Annotated in this window: 24 protein-coding genes and 1 tRNA gene; 12 read left to right on the top strand and 13 right to left on the bottom strand. The window is 56.9% G+C overall.

All coding sequences use genetic code 11. The features are described from left to right. The 3 genes from ACR0ID_RS02500 to ACR0ID_RS02490 all read right to left on the bottom strand — a co-directional run bounded on the left by ACR0ID_RS02500 (nt 1) and on the right by ACR0ID_RS02490 (nt 3,044). On the bottom strand, nt 1-192 hold the full coding sequence (locus tag ACR0ID_RS02500) for a hypothetical protein (protein WP_480472891.1): 192 nt from the start codon (nt 190-192) through the stop codon (nt 1-3). An 87-nt stretch (nt 193-279) separates the two neighbouring features. Beyond that, a complete protein-coding gene (locus ACR0ID_RS02495; RefSeq protein ID WP_480603563.1) occupies nt 280-2,181 on the bottom strand; it encodes a cytochrome c3 family protein in 1,902 nt (633 codons plus the stop codon). Continuing rightward, on the bottom strand, nt 2,178-3,044 hold the full coding sequence (locus tag ACR0ID_RS02490) for a YihY/virulence factor BrkB family protein (RefSeq protein WP_480603561.1): 867 nt from the start codon (nt 3,042-3,044) through the stop codon (nt 2,178-2,180). Before ACR0ID_RS02490 ends, ACR0ID_RS02495 begins: the two co-directional genes overlap by 4 nt. 171 nt (nt 3,045-3,215) lie before the next feature. On the opposite strand from ACR0ID_RS02490, the gene ACR0ID_RS02485 reads away from it, so the two are divergent. After that, nucleotides 3,216-4,304, top strand: coding sequence for an AI-2E family transporter (locus ACR0ID_RS02485; protein WP_480603559.1), 1,089 nt, complete (start codon nt 3,216-3,218; stop codon nt 4,302-4,304). 99 nt (nt 4,305-4,403) lie between these two features. On the opposite strand, the gene ACR0ID_RS02480 is transcribed toward ACR0ID_RS02485, so the two are convergent. After that, the gene (locus ACR0ID_RS02480) at nt 4,404-5,072 is read right to left on the bottom strand and encodes a Crp/Fnr family transcriptional regulator (protein ID WP_480603557.1); all 669 of its coding nucleotides are present in this window, start codon (nt 5,070-5,072) and stop codon (nt 4,404-4,406) included. 206 nt (nt 5,073-5,278) lie between these two features. On the opposite strand from ACR0ID_RS02480, the gene ACR0ID_RS02475 reads away from it, so the two are divergent. The 3 genes from ACR0ID_RS02475 (at nt 5,279) to cls (ending at nt 9,401) form a co-directional block, all read left to right on the top strand. Continuing rightward, a complete protein-coding gene (locus ACR0ID_RS02475; protein WP_480603555.1) occupies nt 5,279-6,898 on the top strand; it encodes an arylsulfatase in 1,620 nt (539 codons plus the stop codon). Between the two features lie 94 nt (nt 6,899-6,992). Then, complete coding sequence (locus ACR0ID_RS02470; RefSeq protein WP_480603553.1) at nt 6,993-7,964, top strand: HAD family hydrolase; 972 nt, start codon at nt 6,993-6,995, stop codon at nt 7,962-7,964. Between the two features lie 24 nt (nt 7,965-7,988). Next, the gene (gene cls / locus ACR0ID_RS02465; RefSeq protein WP_480472905.1) at nt 7,989-9,401 is read left to right on the top strand and encodes a cardiolipin synthase; all 1,413 of its coding nucleotides are present in this window, start codon (nt 7,989-7,991) and stop codon (nt 9,399-9,401) included. Here the strand turns inward: cls and ACR0ID_RS02460 are convergent. After that, on the bottom strand, nt 9,398-9,832 hold the full coding sequence (locus ACR0ID_RS02460) for an ion channel (RefSeq protein ID WP_480472907.1): 435 nt from the start codon (nt 9,830-9,832) through the stop codon (nt 9,398-9,400). The genes cls and ACR0ID_RS02460 overlap by 4 nt on opposite strands. A 172-nt stretch (nt 9,833-10,004) precedes the next feature. Between ACR0ID_RS02460 and ACR0ID_RS02455 the strand changes: the two genes are divergently transcribed. From ACR0ID_RS02455 to ACR0ID_RS02445, 3 genes are read left to right on the top strand one after another with little or no spacing between them, the layout of a single operon-like run. Then, complete coding sequence (locus ACR0ID_RS02455) at nt 10,005-10,652, top strand: ABC transporter ATP-binding protein (RefSeq protein WP_480603551.1); 648 nt, start codon at nt 10,005-10,007, stop codon at nt 10,650-10,652. Beyond that, nucleotides 10,649-13,063 carry an FtsX-like permease family protein gene (locus tag ACR0ID_RS02450; RefSeq protein ID WP_480603549.1) on the top strand — a complete coding sequence of 805 codons (2,415 nt, stop codon included), beginning with the start codon at nt 10,649-10,651 and terminating at the stop codon, nt 13,061-13,063. The genes ACR0ID_RS02455 and ACR0ID_RS02450 overlap by 4 nt, the downstream gene beginning before the upstream one ends. Next, entirely contained in the window at nt 13,053-14,093 is a 1,041-nt protein-coding gene (locus ACR0ID_RS02445) for a lipocalin-like domain-containing protein (protein WP_480517120.1), read from the top strand. The genes ACR0ID_RS02450 and ACR0ID_RS02445 overlap by 11 nt, the downstream gene beginning before the upstream one ends. A gap of 58 nt (nt 14,094-14,151) precedes the next feature. On the opposite strand, the gene ACR0ID_RS02440 is transcribed toward ACR0ID_RS02445, so the two are convergent. From ACR0ID_RS02440 to ACR0ID_RS02425, 4 genes are all read right to left on the bottom strand, one after another. Next, nucleotides 14,152-14,583 carry a universal stress protein gene (locus ACR0ID_RS02440; protein WP_480472915.1) on the bottom strand — a complete coding sequence of 144 codons (432 nt, stop codon included), beginning with the start codon at nt 14,581-14,583 and terminating at the stop codon, nt 14,152-14,154. Further along, entirely contained in the window at nt 14,580-17,189 is a 2,610-nt protein-coding gene (locus tag ACR0ID_RS02435) for a TRAP transporter permease (RefSeq protein ID WP_480603547.1), read from the bottom strand. Before ACR0ID_RS02435 ends, ACR0ID_RS02440 begins: the two co-directional genes overlap by 4 nt. 108 nt (nt 17,190-17,297) lie before the next feature. Continuing rightward, on the bottom strand, nt 17,298-18,266 hold the full coding sequence (locus tag ACR0ID_RS02430; RefSeq protein ID WP_480603544.1) for a TAXI family TRAP transporter solute-binding subunit: 969 nt from the start codon (nt 18,264-18,266) through the stop codon (nt 17,298-17,300). Between the two features lie 465 nt (nt 18,267-18,731). Then, nucleotides 18,732-18,817, bottom strand: a tRNA-Leu gene (locus ACR0ID_RS02425). Between the two features lie 145 nt (nt 18,818-18,962). On the opposite strand from ACR0ID_RS02425, the gene ACR0ID_RS02420 reads away from it, so the two are divergent. Beyond that, the gene (locus ACR0ID_RS02420; protein ID WP_480472921.1) at nt 18,963-19,541 is read left to right on the top strand and encodes a YqaA family protein; all 579 of its coding nucleotides are present in this window, start codon (nt 18,963-18,965) and stop codon (nt 19,539-19,541) included. After that, nucleotides 19,538-20,008: a disulfide bond formation protein B gene (locus tag ACR0ID_RS02415; protein WP_480472923.1), complete on the top strand. Its 471-nt coding sequence runs from the start codon at nt 19,538-19,540 to the stop codon at nt 20,006-20,008. Before ACR0ID_RS02420 ends, ACR0ID_RS02415 begins: the two co-directional genes overlap by 4 nt. On the opposite strand, the gene ACR0ID_RS02410 is transcribed toward ACR0ID_RS02415, so the two are convergent. Continuing rightward, on the bottom strand, nt 20,005-20,592 hold the full coding sequence (locus ACR0ID_RS02410) for an HNH endonuclease (protein ID WP_209503840.1): 588 nt from the start codon (nt 20,590-20,592) through the stop codon (nt 20,005-20,007). The genes ACR0ID_RS02415 and ACR0ID_RS02410 overlap by 4 nt on opposite strands. Before the next feature lie 213 nt (nt 20,593-20,805). Here ACR0ID_RS02410 and ACR0ID_RS02405 point away from each other — a divergent pair, with 213 nt between their 5' ends. Then, nucleotides 20,806-21,411, top strand: coding sequence for an rRNA large subunit pseudouridine synthase E (locus ACR0ID_RS02405; protein WP_480476745.1), 606 nt, complete (start codon nt 20,806-20,808; stop codon nt 21,409-21,411). Between the two features lie 32 nt (nt 21,412-21,443). Then, a complete protein-coding gene (locus ACR0ID_RS02400; RefSeq protein ID WP_480603542.1) occupies nt 21,444-21,869 on the top strand; it encodes a VOC family protein in 426 nt (141 codons plus the stop codon). Between the two features lie 43 nt (nt 21,870-21,912). Here the strand turns inward: ACR0ID_RS02400 and ACR0ID_RS02395 are convergent, their stop codons facing one another. Further along, nucleotides 21,913-22,578, bottom strand: coding sequence for an alpha/beta hydrolase (locus ACR0ID_RS02395; protein WP_480603540.1), 666 nt, complete (start codon nt 22,576-22,578; stop codon nt 21,913-21,915). Then, nucleotides 22,575-23,207, bottom strand: coding sequence for a DNA-3-methyladenine glycosylase family protein (locus tag ACR0ID_RS02390; RefSeq protein ID WP_480517744.1), 633 nt, complete (start codon nt 23,205-23,207; stop codon nt 22,575-22,577). The genes ACR0ID_RS02395 and ACR0ID_RS02390 overlap by 4 nt, the downstream gene beginning before the upstream one ends. Before the next feature lie 97 nt (nt 23,208-23,304). On the opposite strand from ACR0ID_RS02390, the gene ACR0ID_RS02385 reads away from it, so the two are divergent. Beyond that, complete coding sequence (locus ACR0ID_RS02385) at nt 23,305-24,531, top strand: MFS transporter (protein WP_480603538.1); 1,227 nt, start codon at nt 23,305-23,307, stop codon at nt 24,529-24,531. On the opposite strand, the gene ACR0ID_RS02380 is transcribed toward ACR0ID_RS02385, so the two are convergent. Next, entirely contained in the window at nt 24,532-25,308 is a 777-nt protein-coding gene (locus tag ACR0ID_RS02380; RefSeq protein WP_480603875.1) for a squalene/phytoene synthase family protein, read from the bottom strand. Nucleotide 25,309 lies beyond the last annotated feature (1 nt).

Raw genomic sequence — 25,309 nt, 5'->3', positions numbered from 1 at the left:
TTAATCTTCCAATCGGATACGGTTCCCGGTCAGCCGTTGTTCGCGCAGCGACGTCGCGGCCATACCCTGCAACATCAGTGTATCCCCGTGCGAAACATATACAGGCTCGCGATTGCGCAGCTCTTCAATGCGCTGCGCCAGCGTAGCGGGGTTCGTCCCGGTTGCTTTCTGTCTTGTTGAATCAGCGGACATACATCACCTCAAAACAGCAGTTCTGAGTTGCTGTTAGCGTGAAATTTTGCCGTGAAGTTGGAACAAATCGGGCAAACCTGTGCCGGATCAGGGCCCCAGTTGTTGCAGCAATTGCAGCAAGGCCGGGTCATCGGGCAATCTGCCCAAGGCTTCTCGCAGGGCGATACGTGCGGCTTCCGGGCCGCGATTGATCTGTGCCAGCTGCACCACCATGGGCCACGCTTCGGCGCGCTGAGGATCCAGCGCTACAACCTCGCGAAATGCCCGTTCGGCAGCCGGGGCGTTGCGCAGCGTCAAGGCCATCCCCCCCAGAACCAGATGTGTTTCCGGGGCATCCAGCCTGTTCGAGATCGCCGCCTGCCACTCGGCCATCCCCTCCCCGGCCAGATCCTGTTGCTGAGATGTCAGAGCTTGAAGAGGGATACTCAGAAATTCCTTGGCGGCGGCTATGCGAACGTTGCGAAAAGGATCAGACAAAAGGGGCTCTAACCTTTGCGCACGATCCGTTGGGCTCGCCTGACGCTGCAAGGCTGCTGCATTTGCGCGTATCAGCGGATCGTCTTCCTGCAACAGTGGCGCTGTATACGCGGCAACCTCAAGCGAGCCAAAAGGTTGCAGCAGATACGCTGCTGTTGCCCGCACGATAGCGGGTTGCGAGGGGTCCGTTGCGACAGCAATCAAACCCTCTGGCGTGTTCAAATGGCCATCGGCAGCAGCTTTGAACACCGTGCCATAATGCGGGGCCCGATTGGCTGTGTCAGGAAACCAGCCTTTGATCCGGCTGGCAGCCCAGACCTGATCCTTATTCTGGTGGCAATCAGTGCAGGCATCAGCCCCCAATCCCAAATCCGGTCGCGGCACGCGAAAGCTGTGATCCCGGCGACCGTCCACGCCCATATATTTACGTTCGATCATGTGGCAGCTTTTGCACTGGGCACCCGCGCTATCCATAACGTGATGATGGTGACTGGGGGTATCGTATTCCTGTTTCGCCAGCGTCGGGAATTCAGGGTTTGCGGCCGTGGAATGACATTGCGTGCAAATACCGTTGCCTTCGGCCTTCAACTGCGCGCTGTGTGGCTCGTGGCAGTTCATACACCCGACCCCTCGGGCATACATTTTGGATTGCAGGAATGAGCCGTAAACGTAGACCTCATCAAGTATTTGCCCGTCCGGATGATACGAACCGGGCCGCAACACAGCCAGGTTATAGGCATCATGATACGGGGTTCCCGGCAAAGGATTTCCGTTGCCGTGCGCCTCGCGCCGCGAATGACATCCGGCGCATTGCTGGATCTCGGCCTCGGTCTGGCCCTTGCCCCAGCTCATCGAAAAGCCTCTATCACTCAGACCCCCGGCAACGCCCTGCCCTTTGGTCCAATCGATATGTGCCGACCCCGGTCCATGGCAAGCTTCGCAGCCAACTCCAATCTCAGCCTGTCGGGAAGAGTATGTTCTGGATTGCGCGTCGTAGTTCTTTTCAAACCCTGTGGCGTGACATTCGGCGCAGCGCGCGTTCCAGTTCTTGTAAGGGCCCGTCCAGTGCAGCCCGTCTTCTGGCGGCAGATCCTGATCGGGGTATAAGTGATACCAGCGCTTCTGCTCGGTATCCCAGACCACATCAAAACTTTGCAACCGCCCCGGTTCGGTTTCAAACAGAAATTGTTGCAGAGGCGTAATCCCAACGACGGAATGCACATCATATGCCGTCGTCGCACCGTCTTTTTCAGTTACACGAGCTGTGAACCTGTCTGCCTGTTTAGTAAATTCAACCGTCATCCCGTTCTGCACGAACCGGGTTCCATCGAAATCGGCGACCAGATGGCCGTCGCCAACTTCCGTCCAGGCCAAGGCATGATGAGACGAAGCCCATGCCTCGGCCTCGCGTTGATGGCAGTCCGAACATTGATCCGACCCGACATATTCCAGTGACTGCGCCTGCCCTTCACTTGCGAGGGTTAAGCAAGCCGCCAGAATGGCAAATCTCATGCCATATCTCCTTCAGCGGCGTTCCGAAGGTCGATTAATGCGCCGTTGTATTCAGCGCCAAGGATCAGCATCGCAGAACACAGATACAGGAAGATCAGCGCAGCCATTGCCCCGGCCAAACCCGCATATGTGGCACTGTAGGTGGCGAACTGGCTGATATAGACTGAAAATGCCCATCCGCCAGCTGCCCACAAAACCAATGTCAGTATGACGCCGGGCAGGATTTGGGTCAGGCTGTGCCTGCGGGTTGGCAGAATTAGATGTGCCAGCAGGACAGTGCCTGCCGGAACGGCCACGGTAAACGTCCACCGCAGGCGATCTACGGACAGCCAGTCCGCTACCGGAGATTCGGTATGCTCTGCCACCAGTTTCGTGTAGACCGGCAAGACCACCTCGACCGTTGCAATAACAAGGATTGCCGAACCGCCAAGGATAACCAGAACCAGACACAAAAGCCGGGTTTTCCAAAAAGGCCAACTGTCCTGATCGTGATAGGCCTGATTCATGGCAGCGCGTACTGCGGCAACCCCGTTGGACGCAAAGTAGATTGCAAGCAGACCACCCAGCGTAATCACACCCGACCCCGCCCCGGCCAGAACCGCACGCAGCTCGGCCACGATCGGGTCCGCAACATCCCTGGGCCATGCCCCGAACAGCAGATCAATCAGCTCATCGGTAACATAGTCCTGCGACAATGCCCCAGCCAGCGCCACGGTGAACAACACAAAGGGAAACAGGGCCATCATCAGCGACATGGCGACATGGCTGCTCATGACAGGTCCGTTTTTCCTGACGAACCGGCGAAGCGCCAGCCATAACGCCTGAAGCGGGCGGCCAAATGGGGGAATCGTAGGCTTTGTCATCCTGCAACCCTAACCCGCCGAAATAAAACACAGAACCCGTCATCGGTATCAAAGTGACAAAAGCCGGTCTGCAAACCGCTGACTGCATTGCTAAAACCGGAATGCAGGTGCAGGATTGGGCAAAGCGGGACGATCACTAGCCTGCTTAAGAACAGATAAACAGGATACTGAATGATCCCGGATCAGGAAGATTTCACGGCTCGCCCCAGGCTAAAACTGTCTGTTGTCCGCGACACCTGCATTATCGCGGCGCTGATAGTGCTGGGGCTTTATGCGGGGGCGAACTTCCTGATCCCGCTTGCCATGGCACTGCTGGTCAACGTTCTGATCATTGCGCTGAGCGACCGCGTCGTCGCGCTAACCCGCGCTCCAGTCTGGCTGGCAAATATCGCTGGTGTGACCATCGTTCTGGCGGGTTTGTTCATGATCATGTACGTGCTGGGCAGTCAGGCAACGCAGTTTGCACGGTCCGTCAGCACCTACGAAAACCAGTTCGACGGGGCGGTTGAGCGCATAACCGGTCTTGTCGGCAACGACGTCACCACTTTCATCCGCGACAATCTGGTCAGCATCGACATGACCTATGTCGCACGCCTGTTGCTGGGCAGCGCTACGTCCCTACTGAACCAGTTCTTTCTGATCAGCCTCTATGTCGCGTTCCTGATGGCCGAGCGTCTGGCCTTTCGCAAGAAAATTCAACTTGCGGCTGGCGACCCCCAAACCGGCGCTGATTTTGCGACCATGCTTGATGCCATATCGATCAGCCTGCAACGATATGTTGGGGTTAAGACCCTGATCAGCCTGATCACAGCGGGCATCAGTTATTTTGTATTCAGGGCCCTTGGTTTGGAATATGCGGAAACCTGGGCCGTTTTGACCTTTGCTTTGAACTTCATTCCTTCGATCGGGTCGATCATAGCGGTGTTTTTTCCGGCCATGATCGCGCTTGTTCAGTTTGATACGATCGTTCCGTTTCTGATCATCTTGTTTGGGTGCGGCACCCTTCAATTCCTGATCGGTAACTTCCTTGATCCGGCCATGCTGGGCCGCTCGCTGAACATGTCGACATTCCTTGTCATTCTGGCGCTGACATTCTGGACAACTGTCTGGGGCCTGATCGGCGCTTTCCTGAGCGTGCCACTGACGGTCTGTATTCTGATCGTGTTCAGCCACATCCCTGCTTTACGCCCGGTCGCGATCCTGATGTCTCTGGACGGCCAATTGGGCGAGGAGGACGGTCAGGCGCGTGCTAATAACTGAACTGCGACGCGACGTTGGTTTGAGTTTGTCGAGCACCGCGCAACTCGGCCTGCCTGTCTGCGAATGTTGAACCGCATACCAGATTCACGACCCGAAACCTCAGGTCTGACAACTGGCTATCAATGCGCCCCGATCCAGCAGTCGAACCCGGCCATACCCCAGTTCGATTAACCCCAAATCCACAAGCCGGTGAAGGTTCCTGTGCAAAGTCGGTTGCGACACAGCAATCATCGCCGCCAGATCTTCTTGTGAAACATCAATCCAGCCTTCGGTTTTCGAAGTCCCTTCGTCCAAGTGAAGCAACCTCAAGACCAACCGCTTTTCCGTTCCCGTCACGGCCAGATTTGCCATGATGCGCAAAGCGGTCCGCATATTCTCATGCGTCAACGCATAGAAATCCCGGATGTAGTCAGGATTGTTCTGAATCAACCGCGAGACGCTTAAATTTGGGAAAAACAAGGCTTGAGTGGCTTGCGTCGTGACAACACTGACCAGACGCAGCGCACCTGCAAACAAAGCCAGATCGCCGATCCAGAACCCAGCGCCGTCGCGGTGAAGCACAAACTCCTGACCATCATCCGCTGGAGCAGTTATCTGCACACCACCGTTGAGAATCGCGTAGATACCATTTGCCGGATCACCGTAGTGATACAGCGTCTCTCCCGCCTCTACCGATTTCGGTATGCCAAGGGCTGCCAAATCGGCCTGAAACTCTGACGAGCGTTCACTGAACCATCCAGTTTTTCGTAATAGCTTCAGATTATTCATTTTGTCTCACATTTGTACTTTGCGATATAATCATATGATGAGTTTCCGACGCAAGAAGTAACCTATGCTAATGGTGTTCGATTCCTGCTACCAAAGATTTTCAATATGGGAATCAACACTTTGCTGCCGCGTTGTTCATGCATTTGAACGCCGGTTGATTCATTTCCTTTGGGGTCGCCAAGATCCTCTCAGATCAGGAGCAAACCATGTTACCTGCACGTTCGCTATCCGGCACCTGGCGTAGTAACTTGCGCCGACTTGCCGTGGTAACCGCCACGTTGACACTGGCCATACCCGCCTGGGCGCAGGACCAGAAACCGAATATCCTTGTGATCTGGGGCGACGATGTTGGTCAGTCCAACATCTCGGCCTACACGCGGGGGTTGATGGGGTATCAGACACCCAATATCGACCGTATCGCCGAAGAAGGTATGATGTTCACGGATTACTACGGTGAACAGTCGTGCACGGCTGGGCGATCATCTTTCATCATGGGGCAATCCGTTTTCCGCACGGGCCTGTCCAAAGTTGGCCTGCCGGGCGCTGAGGAAGGCATGCAGATCGAAGACCCGACCATTGCGGGCCTTCTGAAAGCGGAAGGCTACGCCACGGGTCAGTTCGGAAAAAACCACCTGGGCGACCGGGATGAACATCTGCCGACAAACCACGGTTTTGACGAATTTTTTGGCAACCTCTACCATCTCAACGCCGAGGAAGAGCCGGAAAACATCGACTATCCCAATGATGCTGTTCTGCCCGATGGCAGAACCTTCCGACAGGCTTTTGGCCCGCGCGGTGTAATCAAGTCGACAGCGGGTGGCGAGATCGAGGATACCGGCCCGCTGACCAAGAAGCGTATGGAAACGGTCGACGATGAAACCGCGGCGGCTGCGATTGAATTCATCCGCAAACAAGAGGAAAGCGGCACGCCGTGGTTCGTCTGGTGGTCAGGCACCCGGATGCATTTCCGCACGCATGTTTCCGAAGAGAAATGGGCAAAGGCCAATGAAATCGTCGGCAAGCAGGTAGATGAGTATACGGCTGGCATGATCGAACATGATATGCATATTGGCGACTTCCTGACTGCGCTGGATGAGCTGGGCATCGCCGACAAGACCATCGTGTTTTACTCGACCGACAATGGTCCGCACATGAATACCTGGCCAGATGCCGCGATGACCCCGTTCTGGGGTGAAAAGAATACCCAATGGGAGGGCGCATGGCGCGTACCTGCCATGGTTCGGTGGCCCGGCAAGATTACCGAAGGTGCTGTGTCGAACGAGATCGTGCATCATATGGATTGGTTACCGACATTCCTGGCTGCAGCTGGCAACGAAACCGTGAAAGAAGATCTTCTGGAAGGTGTCACCGTGGCCGAAGTTGGCGGCGGGCGTGACTATCGCGTGCATCTGGATGGCTACAACATCTTGCCGTTGCTGACCGGCGAAACAGACAAGAGTCCGCGCAGGGAAATCTTCTATTTCACGGACGATGGTGACCTTGCGGCACTGCGCTTCGGTGATTGGAAAATCACCTTCCTGGAACAGAAGGCATGGGCAACCTTGCGCGCCTGGATGGAGCCACTGACCCCTCTGCGCGTGCCATTGATCACCAACCTGCGACGCGACCCGTACGAGCGTGGCTACCGCACATCGAACACCTACTATGACTGGATGCTCGACCGTGCCTACATGCTGGTACCTGCGCAGGCCTATGTCGCGCAGTTCCTTGAAACCTTCAAGGAATACCCACCCCGACAGGAAGCGGCGAGCTTCAGCCTCGACAAAGTGATGGAGAAGTTGACGTCACCTCCGGGCGCACCGTGAACCTGGCTGTTTAATCCAAGACACAGCAAAGCCGGAGTCCCGATACCGGGGCCCCGGCCCTTCTCATTAGCGGTTTAAAATTGAGGAATAATCCGTGCGTCTATTTTTGATATTGTGCAGTGTGCTAGGAGCGACGGTCGCCATCGCTGACCCCTTGCCCTCATGGAACAATCTAGAATCCAAAGCGAAAATCGTTTTGTTTGTTGACGATGTAACCGACCCTGCCTCAGCTCATTACGTGACGCCTGATGATCGGATCGCCGTATTCGACAATGACGGAACGCTTTGGGCCGAACAGCCGGTGTATTTTCAGTTCCTTTTCGCCATGGATCGTCTGGCCGATCTGGCCAAGCGGGACCCGTCGATCCTGACAACTCCTGCTCTGGAAGCTGCTGCAAAGGGTGATCTAGCGACCGTTCTTGAAGGCGGGCATGAGGCGCTGATCGAAGTTGTCAACGCATCGCATTCTGGCACCAGCGTCGAAGAATTTCAGGCAGCTGTTGCGCAGTGGCTGGAAACCGAACGCCACCCCAACACCGGCCTTCGTTATGACCAGATGACCTATCAGCCGATGGTCGAGTTGCTGCGTTATCTACGTGACGAAGGTTTCAAGACCTACATCGTATCCGGCGGTGGCATTCATTTCATGCGCGTCTTTGCCGAGGATGCCTATGGTATCCCGCCGGAACAGATATTGGGGAGTTATGCAGACAGCACCTATAAGGTGATCGACGGCAACCCGACGATCATCAAGGCACCGGGGCTAGCCTTCATCGATGACAAGGAAGGCAAGCCGATCAATATCGAACGCACGATTGGCAGACGCCCTATTCTGGCCGCAGGCAACTCGGACGGAGATTTCGCTATGCTGGATTGGACAACGTCGGGTGATGGTCCGCGTTTGGGAATTCTGATCCACCACACGGACGCCGAACGCGAATGGGCTTATGACCGCGAAAGCTCGATCGGAAAGCTGGCAGATGGGCTGGATCGGGGTCCTGACAAGGGATGGATCATTGTCGATATGGCGCAAGACTGGTCACGCATCTACACTGGGGCAAACTAAACGGCCCGAAAGATGTAAGACCCCATGTGGACAGCACTGGTATCTATCTTTGTATTCACGTTGTACGTGGCTGCATTTGTGTTTTCGATCCGAGCGGCACAAACCGCGCGGACACCGCAAGGTGCCGTTGGTTGGGTGGTTTTTTTGGTTTCAGCCCCTTTCCTAGCGGTGCCGTTGTATCTTTTTCTGGGACACCATCGCTTTCACGGATATCGCATCGCGCGCCAGAAAAGTGAGCGGGTTGTTGAAGGGATCAAAACCTTTGCCGATTACTCAAGGCCCGATCCCTCCTCAATGTCCATCAATCCGCGCCCGTTCGAGTTTCTGGCGCATCTTCCTGTGTCCAGCGGAAACGGTGCCCGGCTACTGGTTGACGGGCAAGCCACATTCGACGCCATTTTCGACGCCATCGACAAGGCCAAGAACTATATCCTCATTCAGTTCTACATCATCAGAGACGACGCACTGGGCCGCAAACTGCAATCCAAGCTGATCGAGGCGACGAAACGTGGGGTTCACGTCCGTTTCATGACCGATGCAGTCGGCAGTTACGGATTGCCGCGCGCGTATCTGGATACCATGCGTGAAGCCGGAATTGATGTAGCCGACCCGCGTCAGCAACGCGGCCCAAATTTCCGGTTTCAGCTGAATTACCGAAACCATCGTAAAACTGTCATTATCGATGGCGAGACAGGCTTTATCGGTGGCCACAATGTTGGCGAGGAATATCTGGGCAAACATCCGCATTTCGGTCATTGGCGCGACACTCACATAATGATGTCCGGTCATGTCGTCCGGCAATTGCAGCTTATCTTCACTGAAGATTGGCATTGGGCGCATAACGAAGACCTGATTGATGAACTTGATTGGGCGGGCAGTGAATCCGAACAGAACATGAATGCCCTGCTGGTCGCGACCGGACCCGGAGACGAAACCGAAACTGGCGCCATGATGTTTTTTGCAGCTATCGCCGAGGCAAAAGAACGGTTGTGGATTGCGTCGCCTTACTTCGTACCCGACATCGATGTCATGACAGCGCTGCAACATGCCGCGATGCGCGGTGTGGATGTGCGCATCCTTGTTCCTGACATGATCGACCATCGCCTGCCATGGCTGGCCGCGTTTGCCTATTTCGATGAAATCCGCGACTGTGGCGTGCGCGTATTCCGCTATACCGGCGGGTTCATGCATCAAAAGGCGTTCGTTGTCGACGATACGCTGGCCGCTGTTGGAACAACAAACCTCGACAACCGATCCTTCCGCCTCAACTTCGAAGCAATGGCGCTGTTCTTTGATGCCCGGGCTGCCCAGGCCGTCGACCAGATGCTACAAGAAGATTTCGAAACCAGTTTCGAATTGACCCGTAGGTTGCGTCAACAACCGGCCCACATCCGCTTTGGTGCGCCGCTGGCACGGTTGTTTGCACCGATCCTTTAGGAAAAGAACTTCTCCTGAAAAACGCGGGTCATCAATGCGACCAGATACGCGGTCGACAATCCAAACGCCAACAGCCCGGTGACCGAAGCAAACGAGCCGAAAATGCGCAGCCCTTCACCCAAAACGATGTCGCCGTATCCGAGCGTCGTAAACGTCACCAACGAGAAATAGATGGCCGAGTTCCAGTCCGGCAGAACATTTAGCAACACCCAGACGATAGCCCAGATCCAGACCTGAATGGTGTGCGTTGCGATAATGAAGCCCAAGGCAACGGCAATCGGCCCCGCGGTTGCCACAAACACCCCGCGTGTGACCCATTTTTTGTCCATCTTGATAATGGACATCGTGCACCAGGTCAGAAAGAGAATCTCGATCAGGATGCAAATACCCAGAAAGGTACTGCCCCAAACGATCTGATGCAGCAACGTCATGTATTTACACCCTGATTTTCGGCCACGAACTGTCAGGGCACAATGACCTTTCAAAACGCAAGGCACAACCCCGCCACCGGATAAGGTAGCCTGCGGCGAAAGGAACCGGAGTAAGGTCTGCACTGGACAGTTGGGAAGTCCGGCGCACATCCTGTGCAAAAAAGGGCGCTTCATGCTGTTGATCATCGACCGAGTTCAAAAGACTTATCCCGGCGGGCGGCCTGTTCTGCGCGACGTGTCTCTGACACTGGATCAGGGACAAACGCTTGCTCTGACCGGTGAAAGCGGCAGCGGTAAGAGCACCTTGCTGAATCTGGCCGCCGCCCTGGACAGTTTCGACAGAGGCGAGATTACGCTGGATGGCACGCCCCTGTCCCCTTTGGATGATGCGGGCCGGGCCGGGTTGCGGCGCAGAAAGGTTTCGCTTGTGTTCCAGCAGTTCAACCTGATCCCATCGCTGACCGTGGGGCAAAACCTGTCCTTTCATGCCCGCCTTGCAGGTACCGAAAATGCCCAATGGTCCGGGCAATTGGCAGACCGGCTTGGGCTTTCGGATCTGCTGGACCGCTACCCCGAAAGCTTGTCGGGCGGCCAGCAGCAGCGGGTGGCCATAGGACGGGCCATGGCCGCGCGCCCGAAACTGTTGCTGGCGGACGAGCCGACTGGCAATCTTGACGAAACCGCCAGCGCCAAAGTGCTGGACCTGATGCTGTCACTTGTGGCTGATACTGGCGCAGCTTTGCTGCTGGTGACGCATTCCCCGCAAATCGCGGCCCGTCTGGACACGCACCTACGCCTGAGCAGCGGGCGCATCCAATGACATTGGCCGTCGTCCAGGCCCTGCTGTCCCATTGGCGGGTGCATTGGTTGCAACTGGCAACGCTGCTGATCGGTATCGCCCTGGCAACTGGTTTGTGGTCCGCTGTACAGGCCATCAATGCCGAGGCCCGCGCCAGCTATTCCCGTGCCAACGCCCAACTGGCACTTGGGCAGTTTGACGAATTGCACGATCCAGCCGGTTTCATCGCCATGTCCCGTTATGTCGACCTGCGTCGCGCGGGGTGGCAGGTGGCCGCCGTACTGGAAGGCCCTTATCGGGTCGCTGGACGTACGTTGCGTTTGATGGGCGTGGATATGGTGGCCCATCCCGCCCTGCCCGCAATTACCGAGGCCCAGCAAAGCGGTGCGCCGCCCGAACCGGCGGACATATTGACTGCTCCGGGTCGCCTGCTGGTTTCGACAGAATTGGAGCCCTTGTTGCGCGATCAGGACACTCTGCCCCCGGTTCTCAGTACTTCTGCGCTGCCGCCGGATGTGATCCTGACGGATATCGGCGTTGCCGAACGTCTTCTGAATCAGCCCGGTGCAATCTCGCGGCTCATTATTCTGCCCGATCAGCCGCGCGGGCTTCAGTCCCTAACCACGATCACGCCAGAGCTGGAACGTATCAGCCCTTCACAAAAGATCGACACTGCTCGGCTGACCGACAGTTTTCATTTGAACCTGTCAGCCTTTGGATTGCTGTCCTTTGCGGTCGGCCTTTTTATCGTGAACGGCACGGTCGGGCTGGCCTTTGCACAACGCAGAGGCATCATCCGTACGCTGCGGGCACTGGGTGTCTCGATGCGATTACTGGTCTGGCTGATCCTTGCCGAGCTGACTTTTCTGGCCCTGATCGGTGGGCTCGTCGGGTTGCTTTTGGGCTTCTTTCTGGCCGGAGCACTTATACCCGATGTCGCGGCCACGTTGCGTGGCCTTTACGGCGCACCAGTAACAGGGCAACTGACGCTGCAATTGCAGTGGGTTTTGGCAGGGATCGCCATGGCAGTCTTCGGCACATTGCTGGCCAGCGGCCACGCATTATGGCGCCTGTCGCGCATGCCCCTGCTGGCAAGTCCGGGCGTTCAAGCGTGGCGGGGCGACCCCCGCGCGCGCCATCTTGCAGCGGCATTGGGATTGGTCATGATCCTGGGTGGCGTTTTGGCTTATGTCAGTTTCGGGGGGCTGATCGCCGGGTTTGCCCTGTTGGCTGGCTTGCTGACCGGTGCAGCGCTGCTGCTGCCTGCGCTTTTGTCTGTAATGCTTTCACTCTGCGCCCGAGCGGCGCGGGGCCCTGTTACGCAATGGGTCTGGGCAGATATGCGGGCACAACTGCCCGGGTTGTCACTTGCCCTGATGGCCCTGTTGCTGGCTTTGGCGGCGAATGTCGGCGTAGGCACAATGGTGTCCAGCTTCCGGCTGACATTCGTCGGGTGGCTGGACCAGCGCCTGACGTCAGAACTCTACCTGACTGCCAGCGACGACGATCAGGGGCAGGAGATTACCGACTGGCTGCGCCCTCAGGTCGAAGCTATTCTGCCAATCCGAAATGTGGAATTGTCGCACGAGACGGGGCCTTTGTTTCTTTACGGTGTAGTAGATGATCCGGTCTATCGGCAGAACTGGCCAGTGATCACCTCAAGCCCGAATGCATGGGATGACGTCATGGCCGGGGGTGCGGTTCTGATCAACGAGCAACTGGCGCGACGTGCCGATCTCTGGCCCGGCGGTGCTTTGGCCTTATCGCCGGACCACATCCTGACCATCGCCGGGGTCTATTCGGATTATGGGAATCCGACCGGGCAAGCCATCGTCTCGATGGACCAACTGAACCGGATCGCTCCGGGTACGGAGGCCCGCCGCTTTGGCATTCGTCTAAACCCCGAAAACGCAACCGAAATGGCGCAAACCTTAAGGGAACGGTTCAACCTTCCACGTCAGGCTGTCGTACAGCAAGCTGCAATGAAGGCGCAGTCGCTTGCGATATTTGAGAAGACTTTTGTCGTGACCTCGGCGTTGAATGTACTGACCCTCGGCGTGGCGGGATTTGCCATTCTCACCAGTCTGCTGACCCTGTGGACCCAGCGCCTGCCACAGATCGCACCGGTCTGGGCGCTGGGGCTGAACAGGGCGCAACTTGCAGGGCTGGAACTGTTGCGCAGCCTATTGCTGGCGGCATTGACCGCCTGTCTGGCGTTGCCACTTGGGCTTGTTCTGGCATGGGTTCTGCTGACGGTGATCAACGTTCAGGCTTTTGGTTGGCGCCTGCCGATGTTCGTCTTCCCCTGGGATTGGCTGTGGCTGTTTCTACTGACCCTTCTTGCTGCCCTGCTTGCCGCCGCCCTGCCCGCGCTACGGATGCTGCGCCTGCCACCCGCCGATCTGCTGAAAGTGTTCGCCAATGAACGTTAGGACCCTACTAATCCTGCTTATGTGGCTCTACCCGATACCGCTTTGGGCGCAGGGCTATGCAGGTCTAGGCGGAACCGCTGAAGGTTTTGAAGTGCCGGCAGCCGGGTATGAGTTTGATTTCCCAAAGGATCACGGCCCCCACCCGGCCTACCGCATCGAATGGTGGTATCTGACCGCCAATCTCCAAGGGGACGACGGCCTGGACTATGGCATTCAATGGACCCTGTTCCGGTCAGCCCTGAAACCCTATGACAGCGACGGGTGGCAAAGCCCGCAACTTTGGATGGGTCATGCTGCTGTTACGACCCCCAAGGATCATTTTTTTACCGAGCGATTGTCACGCGGGGGGATTGGCCAGGCCGGTGTAACCGCACAACCGTTTGAGGCCTGGATTGATGAATGGCGCATGGCCGGATCGGATTTGGACAGCCTGTCACTGACGGCCAATGGTGATGAATTCGGCTATGATCTTTCACTGACAGCGCAAGGGCCATTGGTATTTCACGGCGACGCGGGCTATTCGGTCAAATCCGCCGATGGACAGGCAAGTTACTATTACTCGCAGCCCTTCTACACAGTCGAAGGCGTGCTGCATTTGCCGGATGGCGAGGTGCTGGTAACCGGTCAGGGGTGGCTGGATCGGGAATGGTCCTCACAACCCTTGGCGGCGGATCAGAGGGGCTGGGATTGGTTCTCGCTCAGTTTTGAGGGAGGCGATAAGCTGATGGCTTTTCGCCTGCGCGGGGATCGAGGCGATTTCACCTCGGCCACCTGGATCAATTCTGACGGCAGTACTGAGGCCATCCCCAACGGTACAATCGGCCTTTTGCCGCTGAGTACCGACGAGGTTGCCGGACGCAATATCCCGACACACTGGCAAGTCGACCTAGCGGATCGGGGCATAGATATTCAGGTCTCAGCCCTGACACCTGATGCGTGGATGGGTACCGGTTTCGAATACTGGGAAGGCCCTGTCACCGTAAACGGCAGCCATAAAGGGGTTGGCTATCTTGAGATGACAGGTTACTGAACCAACCCGACTTTTCTTTACGACCGGCGACGCGATCTTTTGCGCGCTGGAAAATCAGTCAGCGAACCACATAAACTGAGACGTTGGAATGCCGCACCACACGCGCTGCATTCGGACCAAGCAGATAGTCTTTGAAATCCGGCCTATGCGCGCCGATCACAATCAGGTCGGAACCGGCACTTTCGGCGGTTTTCAGGATCTCCTGATAGGCTGTGCCTGTCGCGACTACATGGCGGATGCTTTCATTGCGCTCTGCCCCCAATGCCGAAATGCACAGCGCCGTCAGTTTGGCTCGCGCCTCGGCCAACGCCTTGTCGTGAAAACCTGATTCAAAAAACCCGGACACCCAGCTTTCCCCGAAATCGGGCAGCACAGTCACGACATCCAACTGTGCCCCTTCCAGATCCGCCAAAGCAGCGGCTTTTTGCAGGACCGGAGCATCAATCTCGCCATTGCTGATATCAATGGCACACAGAACAGAACGTGTCATGCGGGCACCCCTTGTCTGGCGGCACGGCCGCGTTGCAGGAACGCGATAAGACCCAAGAGGATCATCGCTGGGATATACACCAGCTGCTTGGGCAGCTGGTCGGACGGCAAGCTGACCGACGTCAGGCGTACGGGTTCATCGCCATAGTAGTCAAAGATGGCCAGATCGTCGGCCACCGGCGCGCCAAACAGCGGCTCGTCAAGCTTGACCAGCCCGTCCTCGGGAACCAGCAGCAGGCCCATCGCCTCGACCCGTGCGGCCCCTCCTTCTTCGTCGCCCACAGTAACAACAACGGTTGTGTCCACCATTTCAAGCGTATCGTAATCGGGGCCTGCGACCACTAGGCGGACATCCGTTCCCGGCGGTGTCTGACCAATGGTCTCTTCAAATGCAGCGGGTTCAACCGATTCGAACGGAGGCGAGATGCGATCCATGAAATAGTCCGGTCGGAACAGGGCAAATGCCACCAGAACCAGGGCAACACTTTCATATATACGGCTGCGGGCCAGGAAATACCCCATCGTGCCCGCCGTGAAGACCAGAATCGCTATGGTCGCGAAAATTGCCACCGTAATTCCTTCGAACCATGTTACGTCAATCAACAGAAGATCGGTGTTGAAGATGAACACAAAAGGCAGTGCCACGGTGCGCAGGCTGTAGAAGAATGCTGTGAAGCCGGTTTTGATTGCATCACCGCCTGATACAGCGGCAGCGGCGAAACTGGCCAGACCCACCGGTGGCGTCACATCCGCCATGATCCCGAAGTAGAAGACGAACAGGTGCACGGCAATCAACGGCACGATAAGTCCGCTCTGCGCCCCCAGTTCAACGACCACTCCGGCCATCAACGAGCTGACAACGATATAATTCGCCGTGGTCGGCAGGCCCATGCCCAGAATCAGGCTCAGCAGGCCAACCATGATCAGCATCAGGATAAGATTGCCGCCCGACAGGAACTCGACCAGATCAGCCATAACCTGACCAACACCCGTCAAGGTCACGGTACCCACGATCACGCCCGCAGTTGCAGTTGCCAGTGCGATACCGATCATGTTCCGCGCGCCGTCAATCAGACCTTGCCACAGGTCAGCGACACCGTCGACGAAGGTACTGATTAAATTGCTCTGCCCCCGGAAAAGCGCCTTGAGCGGTTTCTGCGTCAGCAGGATTACGAACAGCAATGCGGTTGCCCAGAAGGCCGACAGCCCCGGTGATTTCTGTTCGATCATCAGGAAGTAAACCAGAACGACGATCGGCAGCAGGTGGTGCAAACCTGCCTTGTAGATATCTGCGACAACCGGCAGCGTGACTTCCTTTGCATTCGGATCGTCAGGCTCAAGGTCCGGCACTTGTGCCGCCAGAAAAAGCAATCCGACGTAAACCGCGCAGACGATCAGGCTCAGCACAAAGCCCGCCGCGGACGGAATCCAGCTTGTTACAGCATCAACCGGGAATTGCGAGCCATAGCAAAGCCCTGCAAACACCAGGAAGAAGGCCAGCATACCCACAACGGTTCGCGCCAGATGCACGTCTCGGTCACCCAAGGTTGGCATGTTCCGCTTCACCGCTTCCAAATGCACAATATAGACCAGTGCGATGTAAGAAATCGCCGCTGGCAGGAAGGCGTGGGTGATCACCTCGACATATGAGATGCCCACATATTCCACCATCAGGAACGCCGCAGCACCCATTACAGGCGGCATGATCTGACCGTTCACGGAACTTGCAACTTCGACCGACCCCGCCTGTTCGCTGGAAAAGCCAACGCGCTTCATCAACGGAATGGTGAACGTACCGGTGGTAACAACGTTTGCAATCGACGAACCCGAGATCAGGCCGGTTGCCGCAGACCCCACGACGGCCGCCTTGGCAGGGCCGCCCCGCAGGTGACCCAGGGTGCCAAAGGCCATTTTTATGAAGTAGTTCCCTGCCCCGGCCTTATCGAGTAGCGCGCCAAACAGCACGAACAGGAACACGAACTTCGTGGAAACACCCAGCGCGATGCCAAACACGCCTTCGGATGTGATCCACATATGGCTCATGGCCTTTTTCAGGCTCGCACCTTTCCACTGGATCACTTCGGGGACCCAGGAAGACGATCCAAAGAACACATAGGCCAGGAAAACCGTGGCTATGATCGCCATTGCCGGACCAAGTGCGCGGCGCGCGGCCTCAAACAGCAACAGCAGCCCCAACAAAGCCACCCATTTGTCGATGTCATCGGCCAGCAGGCCATTATTGACCAGTTTCTCATAGAAGATGTAGCCGTACAGCGCGATACCCGCGCCCAAAACGCCCATGACCCAGTCCTGAACAGGGACATAATTGCGCGGGCTGGATTTCAGCGCCGGATAGGCCGCAAACGCCAGAAAGATCGCAAAGGCCAGATGGATCTGGCGTGAATTATTCACCACGCTTCCGGGCAGCAGGTAATTCGACAAGGGAGAGGCCAGAACGATCTGAAATACCGACCACAAAACGGCAACAATCGCCAGAAACAGCCCCACGTTTCCAGCGGGATTTCGCGCCCCTGCATCGGATGAGGCGACAAGGTCCTGAAGCTCTTCCTCCGAGAGTGGGCGATTGCCCTGTGTATCGGAACTCATGTGAAATCTCCCCGTCCTGCGGCCTTGGATTCTTTGGCCCTCTTGTCCCCGGTTTATCCCGGATGTGAACCGGGGCGCCGCAAAAGGACGCCCCGTGTAAAGTCTGGCTTACTGAATCCAGCCTTTTTCTTTGTAGTACTTTTCGGCGCCCGGATGCAGCGGAGCGGACAGGCCGTCCGAAATCATCTCCTCGGGCTTGAGATTTGCAAATGCCGGGTGCAGCTTTTTGAAGTCTTCGAAGTTCTCAAAGACCGAGCTTACAACCGCATAGACAGCATCGTCCGACACATCCGCCGAAGTCACGAAGGTCGCGCCCACGCCAAAGGTGGTGGTGTCATTGTCCGAACCCCGGTACATGCCACCCGGGATAGTCGCAGTGCGGTAGTATGAGTTGTTGTCGATCAGACCCTGAATCGCATCACCGGTGACGTTCACTAGAACAGAATCGCAGGCTGTCGTAGCTTCCTGAATCGAACCCGACGGGTGACCCACGGTGTAGATCATCGCATCCAGTTGGTTGTCACAAAGCGCAGCCGACTGCTCAGCCGCTTTCAGCTCGGACGCCAATTCGAAATCATCGACGGTCCAGCCCAACGCTTCCAGAACCACATCCATGGTGCCGCGTTGGCCAGAACCCGGGTTACCGATGTTCACGCGCTTGCCCTTGAGGTCTTCAAAGCTGGAAATACCGGCATCCGCGCGGGCCACAACGGTGAAGGGCTCGGGGTGGACCGAGAACACCGCACGTAGCTTTTCGAAGGGACCTGCCTCTTCAAATTTCGAGGTGCCGTTATACGCGTGATACTGCCAGTCGGACTGGGCAACACCGAATTCCAGCTCGCCTTCGCGAATGGTGTTGATGTTGTAGACCGAGCCACCGGTCGATTCGACCGAGCAGCGCACACCGTGTTCTTTCCGACCCTTGTTCACCAGACGGCAGATCGCGCCACCTGTCGGATAATAAACACCGGTCACGCCGCCGGTACCAATTGTAATGAACTCTTCGGCATAGGCCGCCGGAGCCAACATGGCTGCGGTTACAAACGCGCCGAGGCTCAATTTTCTGCTGTTTTTCATTTCAGAACTCCCACATTTTTTGTCTGGCAGTTGGAATTCAAATCAATCACCCTGCTCATGAATCCGTGCCGATAAAAAAATCGGCCCGCTTCACAGCAGATGCAACCTGTTGAATTTTCCAGTTTCTCCCAACCCCCTTGAGGGTTCATCCAGATACATTCAATGTCAAGGCCAGCGCCAGCCTGACTTGCTCCATTCCGCATATATGAGCGTAAGTTTTGAATTTTCCCCTCTGGCACACAGGAAAACCCGCCAGATCAGTCTTCCGGAACTTTACTGTCCTTTTCTGTTCAGGTCGGTTCGACAGCAGGACGTATTCGGTGCCCCTGTATTAGCATGAGACTGATAACAGAGGACTGAAAAGAACGAGACCAGATCGAAAAGTGAGAGTTAAGTGTGCGAGCACGCAATAAGCCCAAAAAGAAAAAACAGGAAGCAGGTTCCCCTAACCCCCTGTTTTTACTTTGGTACCCAAGGCCGGACTCGAACCGGCACGGTATCACTACCGGGGGATTTTGAATCCCCTGCGTCTACCATTCCGCCACTTGGGCCACGGACACTGGATTAGCGCCCATCCGAGGGAAGGTCCAGAGGCAAAAATCATCCAATAATCCATTTGTTTCGACCGCGATGGTTGACGGGCCGTCAGGTGCGTGGTTTGGCTTTCCGGGGCCGAGAACGGGATTTGAGTGCTTAATGTTGCGATCACTTTATGACTGGACAATTCGTCTGGCGGAACACCCTCATGCGCTGTGGGCGCTGGCTGTTGTGGCCTTTGTCGAAAGTTCGTTCTTTCCGATTCCCCCCGACGTTCTGATGATTCCGATGATCCTTGCGCGCCCGTCGCGCGCCTGGCTGATTGCAACTGTTGCTCTGGTGGCTTCGGTTCTGGGCGGGATGCTGGGCTATGCGATTGGTGCGTTTTTCTATGAAAGTCTGGGGCAGCCCATTCTTGAATCCATGGGCAAGGCCCATGCGATGGAAGAATTCAACACACGCTTCAACGATTTCGGGTTCTGGGCGGTCCTGGCCGCCGGAGTGACGCCTTTCCCGTACAAGGTCATCACCATCATGTCCGGCTGGACAGGAATGCCGCTTGGGACATTCATCGCAACGTCGATACTGGCACGTGCGCTCAGATTCTTCCTTGTTGCGGCGCTGCTTTGGGGCTTTGGCGAGCCGATCCGTGAATTTATTGAAAAACGCTTGGGGCTGATGTTCACCTTGTTCATCGTCCTCCTGTTCGGCGGCTTCCTGGTGGTGAAATACCTATGACGAGACGTTCACAACTTATCGCACTGGCAAGTCTTGGGTCCCTGGCCCTTCTGCTGGCAGCTTTTGGCTTTCAATATCTGGGCGGCCTTGCCCCCTGTAAAATGTGTATCTGGCAGCGCTACCCGCATGGGGTCGCAATCGCGATTGGCGTTTTGGCGCTGGCCTTGCCAAGACTGAGCATCCTGCCGCTATGTGGCGCGATGGCAGCGGCTGTCACTTCGGGTATTGGGTTTTACCACGCCGGCGTTGAACAAGGATGGTGGGAAGGTCCGACCAGTTGCACATCCGGCAGCATCAGTGGGATGTCGAATGACGACCTGTTCGACCAGATTATGTCAGCGCCTTTGGTTCGCTGCGACGATATCCCGTGGGAAATGTTCAACATCTCGATGGCCGGATGGAATGCCATTGCCTCGGCTGTTCTGGTACTGATCTGGCTCGCGGCGTGGCGGGCAAGCAAGGCCTAGAATTCGTCCAGCTCAGCATCCCAATACAGAAAATCGATCCAGCTTTCGTGTAAGTGATTGGGCGGAAACTTCCGACCAACATTGCGCAGTGCTTCGGCGTCAGGCTGACGGGGCGGCTTTCGCAGGCTCATTCCTGCCTGACGCAGCGATTTCGACCCTTTGCGCAGGTTGCACGGGCTGCACGCCGCCACAACGTTCTGCCAACTGGTCACCCCACCGGCGGCGCGTGGCACCACATGATCAAAGGTCAAATCACCGCGGCTGCCACAGTACTGGCACCGGAACTCGTCCCTCAGAAATAAATTAAAGCGCGTGAAGGCCACGCGCTTTCTGGGTTTTACATAGTCTTTCAGAACAACGACCGAAGGTATTCGGATCTGAGTACTTGGGCTGCGAACCACTTCGTCGTATTCGGCCACGATGTCGACGCGATCCAGCCAGGCGGCCTTGATCGCTTCCTGCCAGGGCCACAGGGACAACGGGTAATAAGACAGGGGGCGATAATCGGCGTTCAAAACCAATGCCGGATGATGCTTCAGCGCACCAGGCTCCCTGACAAATTCGGTCCTGAAGTCTCCGTCCATATCAGAATCGCTCCTCGCTCTGCTCTGCCCGTTTTTGACATCAGAGCGGGGAACACCCGCCCCGGCCTTAGTATAACTATATATCGTGTTAATACTCTGACAAGCCCTGATTTTCCACAATATGTCGCAAACTGGGTAATGCGAATCCGTAACAAGCGCATGACAGTTATCCACAGCTTGCGCGGGATGCACTATTCGGGGTATGCGCGGGTCATGTCCTGGTTCATTCGCTTCAACAAACCTTATGATGTGCTGCCGCAGTTCACCGACCGCGACAATGGGGATACTCCGCGCAGTACACTGTCCGATTTCATCGATCTGCCCGGGGTTTATCCCGCCGGTCGGTTGGATCGTGACAGCGAAGGTTTGATGCTGCTGACTGACCACGGCAAGTTGCAGGCGCAGATATCGGATCCCAAGCACAAGATGGCAAAAACCTATTGGGTTCAGGTCGAAGGCATCCCGGACGAAACCGCCCTGAAAGCGCTGCGAAACGGCGTCGAGTTGAAAGACGGCCTGACCCGTCCGGCGAAGGTGCGCCAGATCGACGAGCCAGACGACCTGTGGCCCCGCACCCCACCAATCCGCGAACGCGAGACTGTACCAGACAGTTGGATAGAACTGTCCATACGCGAGGGCAAAAACCGTCAGGTGCGTCGAATGACGGCCGCCGTGGGCCTGCCGACCCTGCGCCTGATCCGTTATCGAATCGGAGACTGGACTCTGGACGATCTGGAACCGGGCCAGTGGGACAGCCTGCCCATGCCATCCCTGAACACCACACCGCAACGAAAACGCGACCGTCGACCGCGCCGGTGACATACCCTGCCCTGATCTGCTAAACTTGAGTCATGAAACTAACCCCCGGAATACCGGCCCCTTCGGCGGTTCTGGAAGCGTCGCTTTATGTCGATGATCTGGACGCAGCAGAACAGTTTTACGGCGAAGTACTGGGCCTGGAACGCATTCAGCGTGTCGCCGACCGCCACGTGTTTTACCGAATTGGCGGATCGGTCCTGCTGATCTTTAACCCGGAACAGACGGAACAGCCGCCCCTCAACCCGGACATGCCCGTTCCGCCACATGGCGCCCGTGGTGCCGGGCATGTGTGTCTTGTACTGACCCGTGATGAAATCGCGGTAATGCGCAAGCACCTTCTGGACTGGAATGTCCCCGTAGACGCAGAATTTGACTGGCCCGGAGGCGCACGATCTTTGTACGTGCGCGACCCGGCCGGAAACTCAGTCGAGTTTGCGGAAGCGCATCTTTGGTCTTGATCCGATGCGAAACGACAGTGTTCTGCTGATTTAATCTTACCGGCTAAAGGCTCAGCTTGTCGCGCATGAAGGCCAGGGCCACACTCAGCCCGTCCGGGGCGATGCCGTGCCCGGTGCCCTTCATGACATGAGCGTAGACCTCTTTGAAACCGGCGGATTGCAGGGCCTCTGCCGCTTCGGGCAAGGATTGCGGCTGGACGACGTCGTCGGCGTCGCCATGCACCAGCAATACCGGCATCCGGCTGACAGTTTCGTCTGCCAGAAGGTCCGCCTCTAGCAAACGGCCTGAGAAAGCGACAATTCCGGCCACGGGGTCTTCGCGGCGGGGCGCGACATACAAGCTCATCATTGTGCCCTGGCTAAAACCAAACAAGACAACCTGTTCGGGCAGAACGTCTTCATCCACCATCAGCGCATCCAGAAAGGCATTAAAGTCCTCGACCGCCATTTCCATGCCCCTGCGCGCTTCTTCCTCAGACGACCCGTCAATCCAGGGAATCGGAAACCACTGAAAGCCATTGGGCATTCCGGGGATCTGCTCGGGCGCGTCCGGGGCCACGAACAATGTGTCGGGCAGATGTTCACCAAGCGGGTCGGCCAAACCCAGCAGATCGGCACCGTTTGCGCCATAGCCATGCACGAACACCACAACCGAGCGCGTGTCGCCCGAAACAGGCTCTTTCCGGAGCGCATTCAAAACCCGTGTCATCTGATCCCTTCTCTTTGCTTTGCAACCCGGTAATAGGCCCACAGCACCCGCGCCGCAACCGAGCGCCAGGGCGACCAGGCCTCGGCCATCTTGCGCAGTTCTTTATCCGTTGGGCGATTGGGCAGGTCATAGAGGATGCGCGCGGCCTCTTGCAGCGCCAGGTCGCCGGGGGCGATCACGTCAGCGCGACCAAGTGAGAACATGGCGTATATTTCCGCAGTCCATACGCCGATGCCTGGCACTTGCGTCAGCGTGGTCACAACCTCCGCATCAGGAACATCACGTAACGCTTTGTAATCTATACGCGCTTCTGCCAACGCCTTTGCATATCGGATCTTCTGACGGCTTAGCCCTACGGCCCGCAGATCGTCATCCGTTGCCCACATGATCTTACGCGGACCTGTCAGTTTGGCGTCTTGCAGGCGTTGCCATATTGCATTGGCCGAAGCCACGCTGACCTGTTGGCTGACGATAGCACTCAGTAGCTGCGCGAACCCGTCAGGACGGCGACGTAGCGGCAATGGGCCAATCTGTTCCATTGCATAGGCCATGCGTGGGCAGCTCCGGGCCAGCCATTCAGCCCCTTCCGCCACACAACCCGGCGTTTCGATGATGCGGCCAACGGGCATGTAGTCCCCCTGCTCGGTTGTTACTGGCACGTTAGGCGCATGTGCCGCAGATGCAACCGGGTTGTGCCGCAAACACTTAGCCGATACCCATTCCGCCATGACCATGATCTCGACCCTTCCTAATGACCGTCAGGCCAAACGCAACGTTGCTGTCTTAGTGGCGGCGCAGGCCATTCTGGGCGCGCAGATGCCAATGATGTTCATCGTCGGAGGGCTGGCCGGTCAGTCGCTGGCAACCAATCCCTGCCTGGCGACATTGCCCATTTCACTGATTGTTCTGGGATCGATGCTGGCGGCCACGCCAATTTCGGCCATCATGCAAAAATGGGGGCGTCGCGTCGGGTTCTTTGTTGGCGCGACATCCGGTGCGTTGGGCGGGTTGATCGGGACCTATGGCCTGTTTCTTGGCTCTTTCCCCGTCTTCCTTATCGGCAGCCTGTTAACAGGCATCTACATGAGCGCCCACGGATTCTACCGGTTCGCCGCAGCGGACACCGCATCGGACGAGTTCCGCCCCAAAGCGATTTCCTATGTCATGGCTGGTGGACTGGCGGCTGCCATCATTGGCCCGCAAATCGTAAAACTCACATCCGAAGCCTATGTCATCCCTTTTCTGGGCACCTATCTGGCTGTCATTGGGATCAATGTTCTGGGGTCCGCCCTGTTCTTCTTCCTTGATATTCCAACACCTGCAAAACCCACCGGCTCCGAGCCCAAGGGGCGGTCGCGACTGGAGTTGTTGAAAACACCTCGCATCGCCGTGGCCATCATATGTGCCATGGTATCTTACGCGCTGATGAACCTTGTGATGACGTCAACGCCGTTGGCCGTGGTTGGTTGTGGTTACTCGGCCAATGACGCGGCGGACATCGTTACCAGCCACGTGCTTGCCATGTATGTGCCCAGTTTCTTCACCGGTCACCTGATCGCCCGGTTTGGTATCGAAAGGATTGTTGCGCTGGGTCTGGCGATTCTTGCAACCGCTGGCCTGGTCGCCTTGCAGGGCGTTGAATTGGGGAACTTTTTCGTTGCCCTCATTCTTCTGGGTGTTGGATGGAACTTTGGCTTTATCGGCGCGACCACGATGCTGGCCGCATCGCATGAGCCGCAGGAACGCGGCCGGATGCAGGGCCTTAACGACTTGCTGGTGTTTGGCGGAGTGACTATGGCCTCGCTGGCTTCGGGTGGATTGATGAACTGCTCGGGTGGGTCCCCGGTCGAAGGGTGGACAGCAGTCAACCTTGCAATGATCCCATTGCTGACACTGGCAGGCGGGGCCCTGTTGTGGCTGGTTCTGCGACCGGCCGACCCGGAACGGGCCTGATCACCAGCGCCCGCTGCCCACAGCCCACATCAAGGACAATCGCTGCTGTATTTCTCCCGGTACCAGAGCACCGGAGGCAACACGTTCGGGTCGGGCTATGGCTTGCTTCAATATCCGTTCGGCCAACCACCCGGAATATAATGCCGACCGTGCCTCAACCGAAATATCAGCCCGATTCGATCTGGCTTTGTACAGACGATTCAATGCGGCCCCGGCCAAGGCACGCACCCCTTCGTAGGTGCCGTCCAGCAACGGTATCCGCCCGCGTCTTTCCAGTTCAGGAATAGCCCTCAGCCAGTTCGCCACCCCGACCGCATATCCAAAGTCACGCAACGCTGGTTCATCCGCTGCCCCCAGCGCCTGAGCGGATGCAACAAACAATGAACCCGTACTGTGATCGATATAGGCGTCAAAGTGTTCCTGATCTTCGAACGGGTCACGGTATATATCCCAACGCCTTACGGCCACATATTCATCCAAAACGCCTGCCAGATGGGACGAAAGAACCCGTGACAAGGGTGTTACCACCTCGTGCCGCCGTACGGTTGCCCCTTCAGCAATTTCCTGTAGCGCGTCACGCCACCATTGCAGCCTCATCTCGGCGATCATCGGCTCTTGCGTCACCCAGGGTGCGCGGGCAACTTCGACGTTCAGCGCATAAATTGGGAACAGGACTGCACGGTCTGCAACCGGTGCAGCCATCGCTGCGCGGAAACGATCTGGATCAGCCCGTTGCACAAGTGCCGCGCAGGCTATGACGTCTTGGTCAAAGACCACG

It is taken from the genome of Ruegeria sp. AL2, from assembly GCF_056540845.1.
Note: the sequence above shows the minus strand (reverse complement) of the source record. Positions and strands in the feature narration are given on the sequence as shown.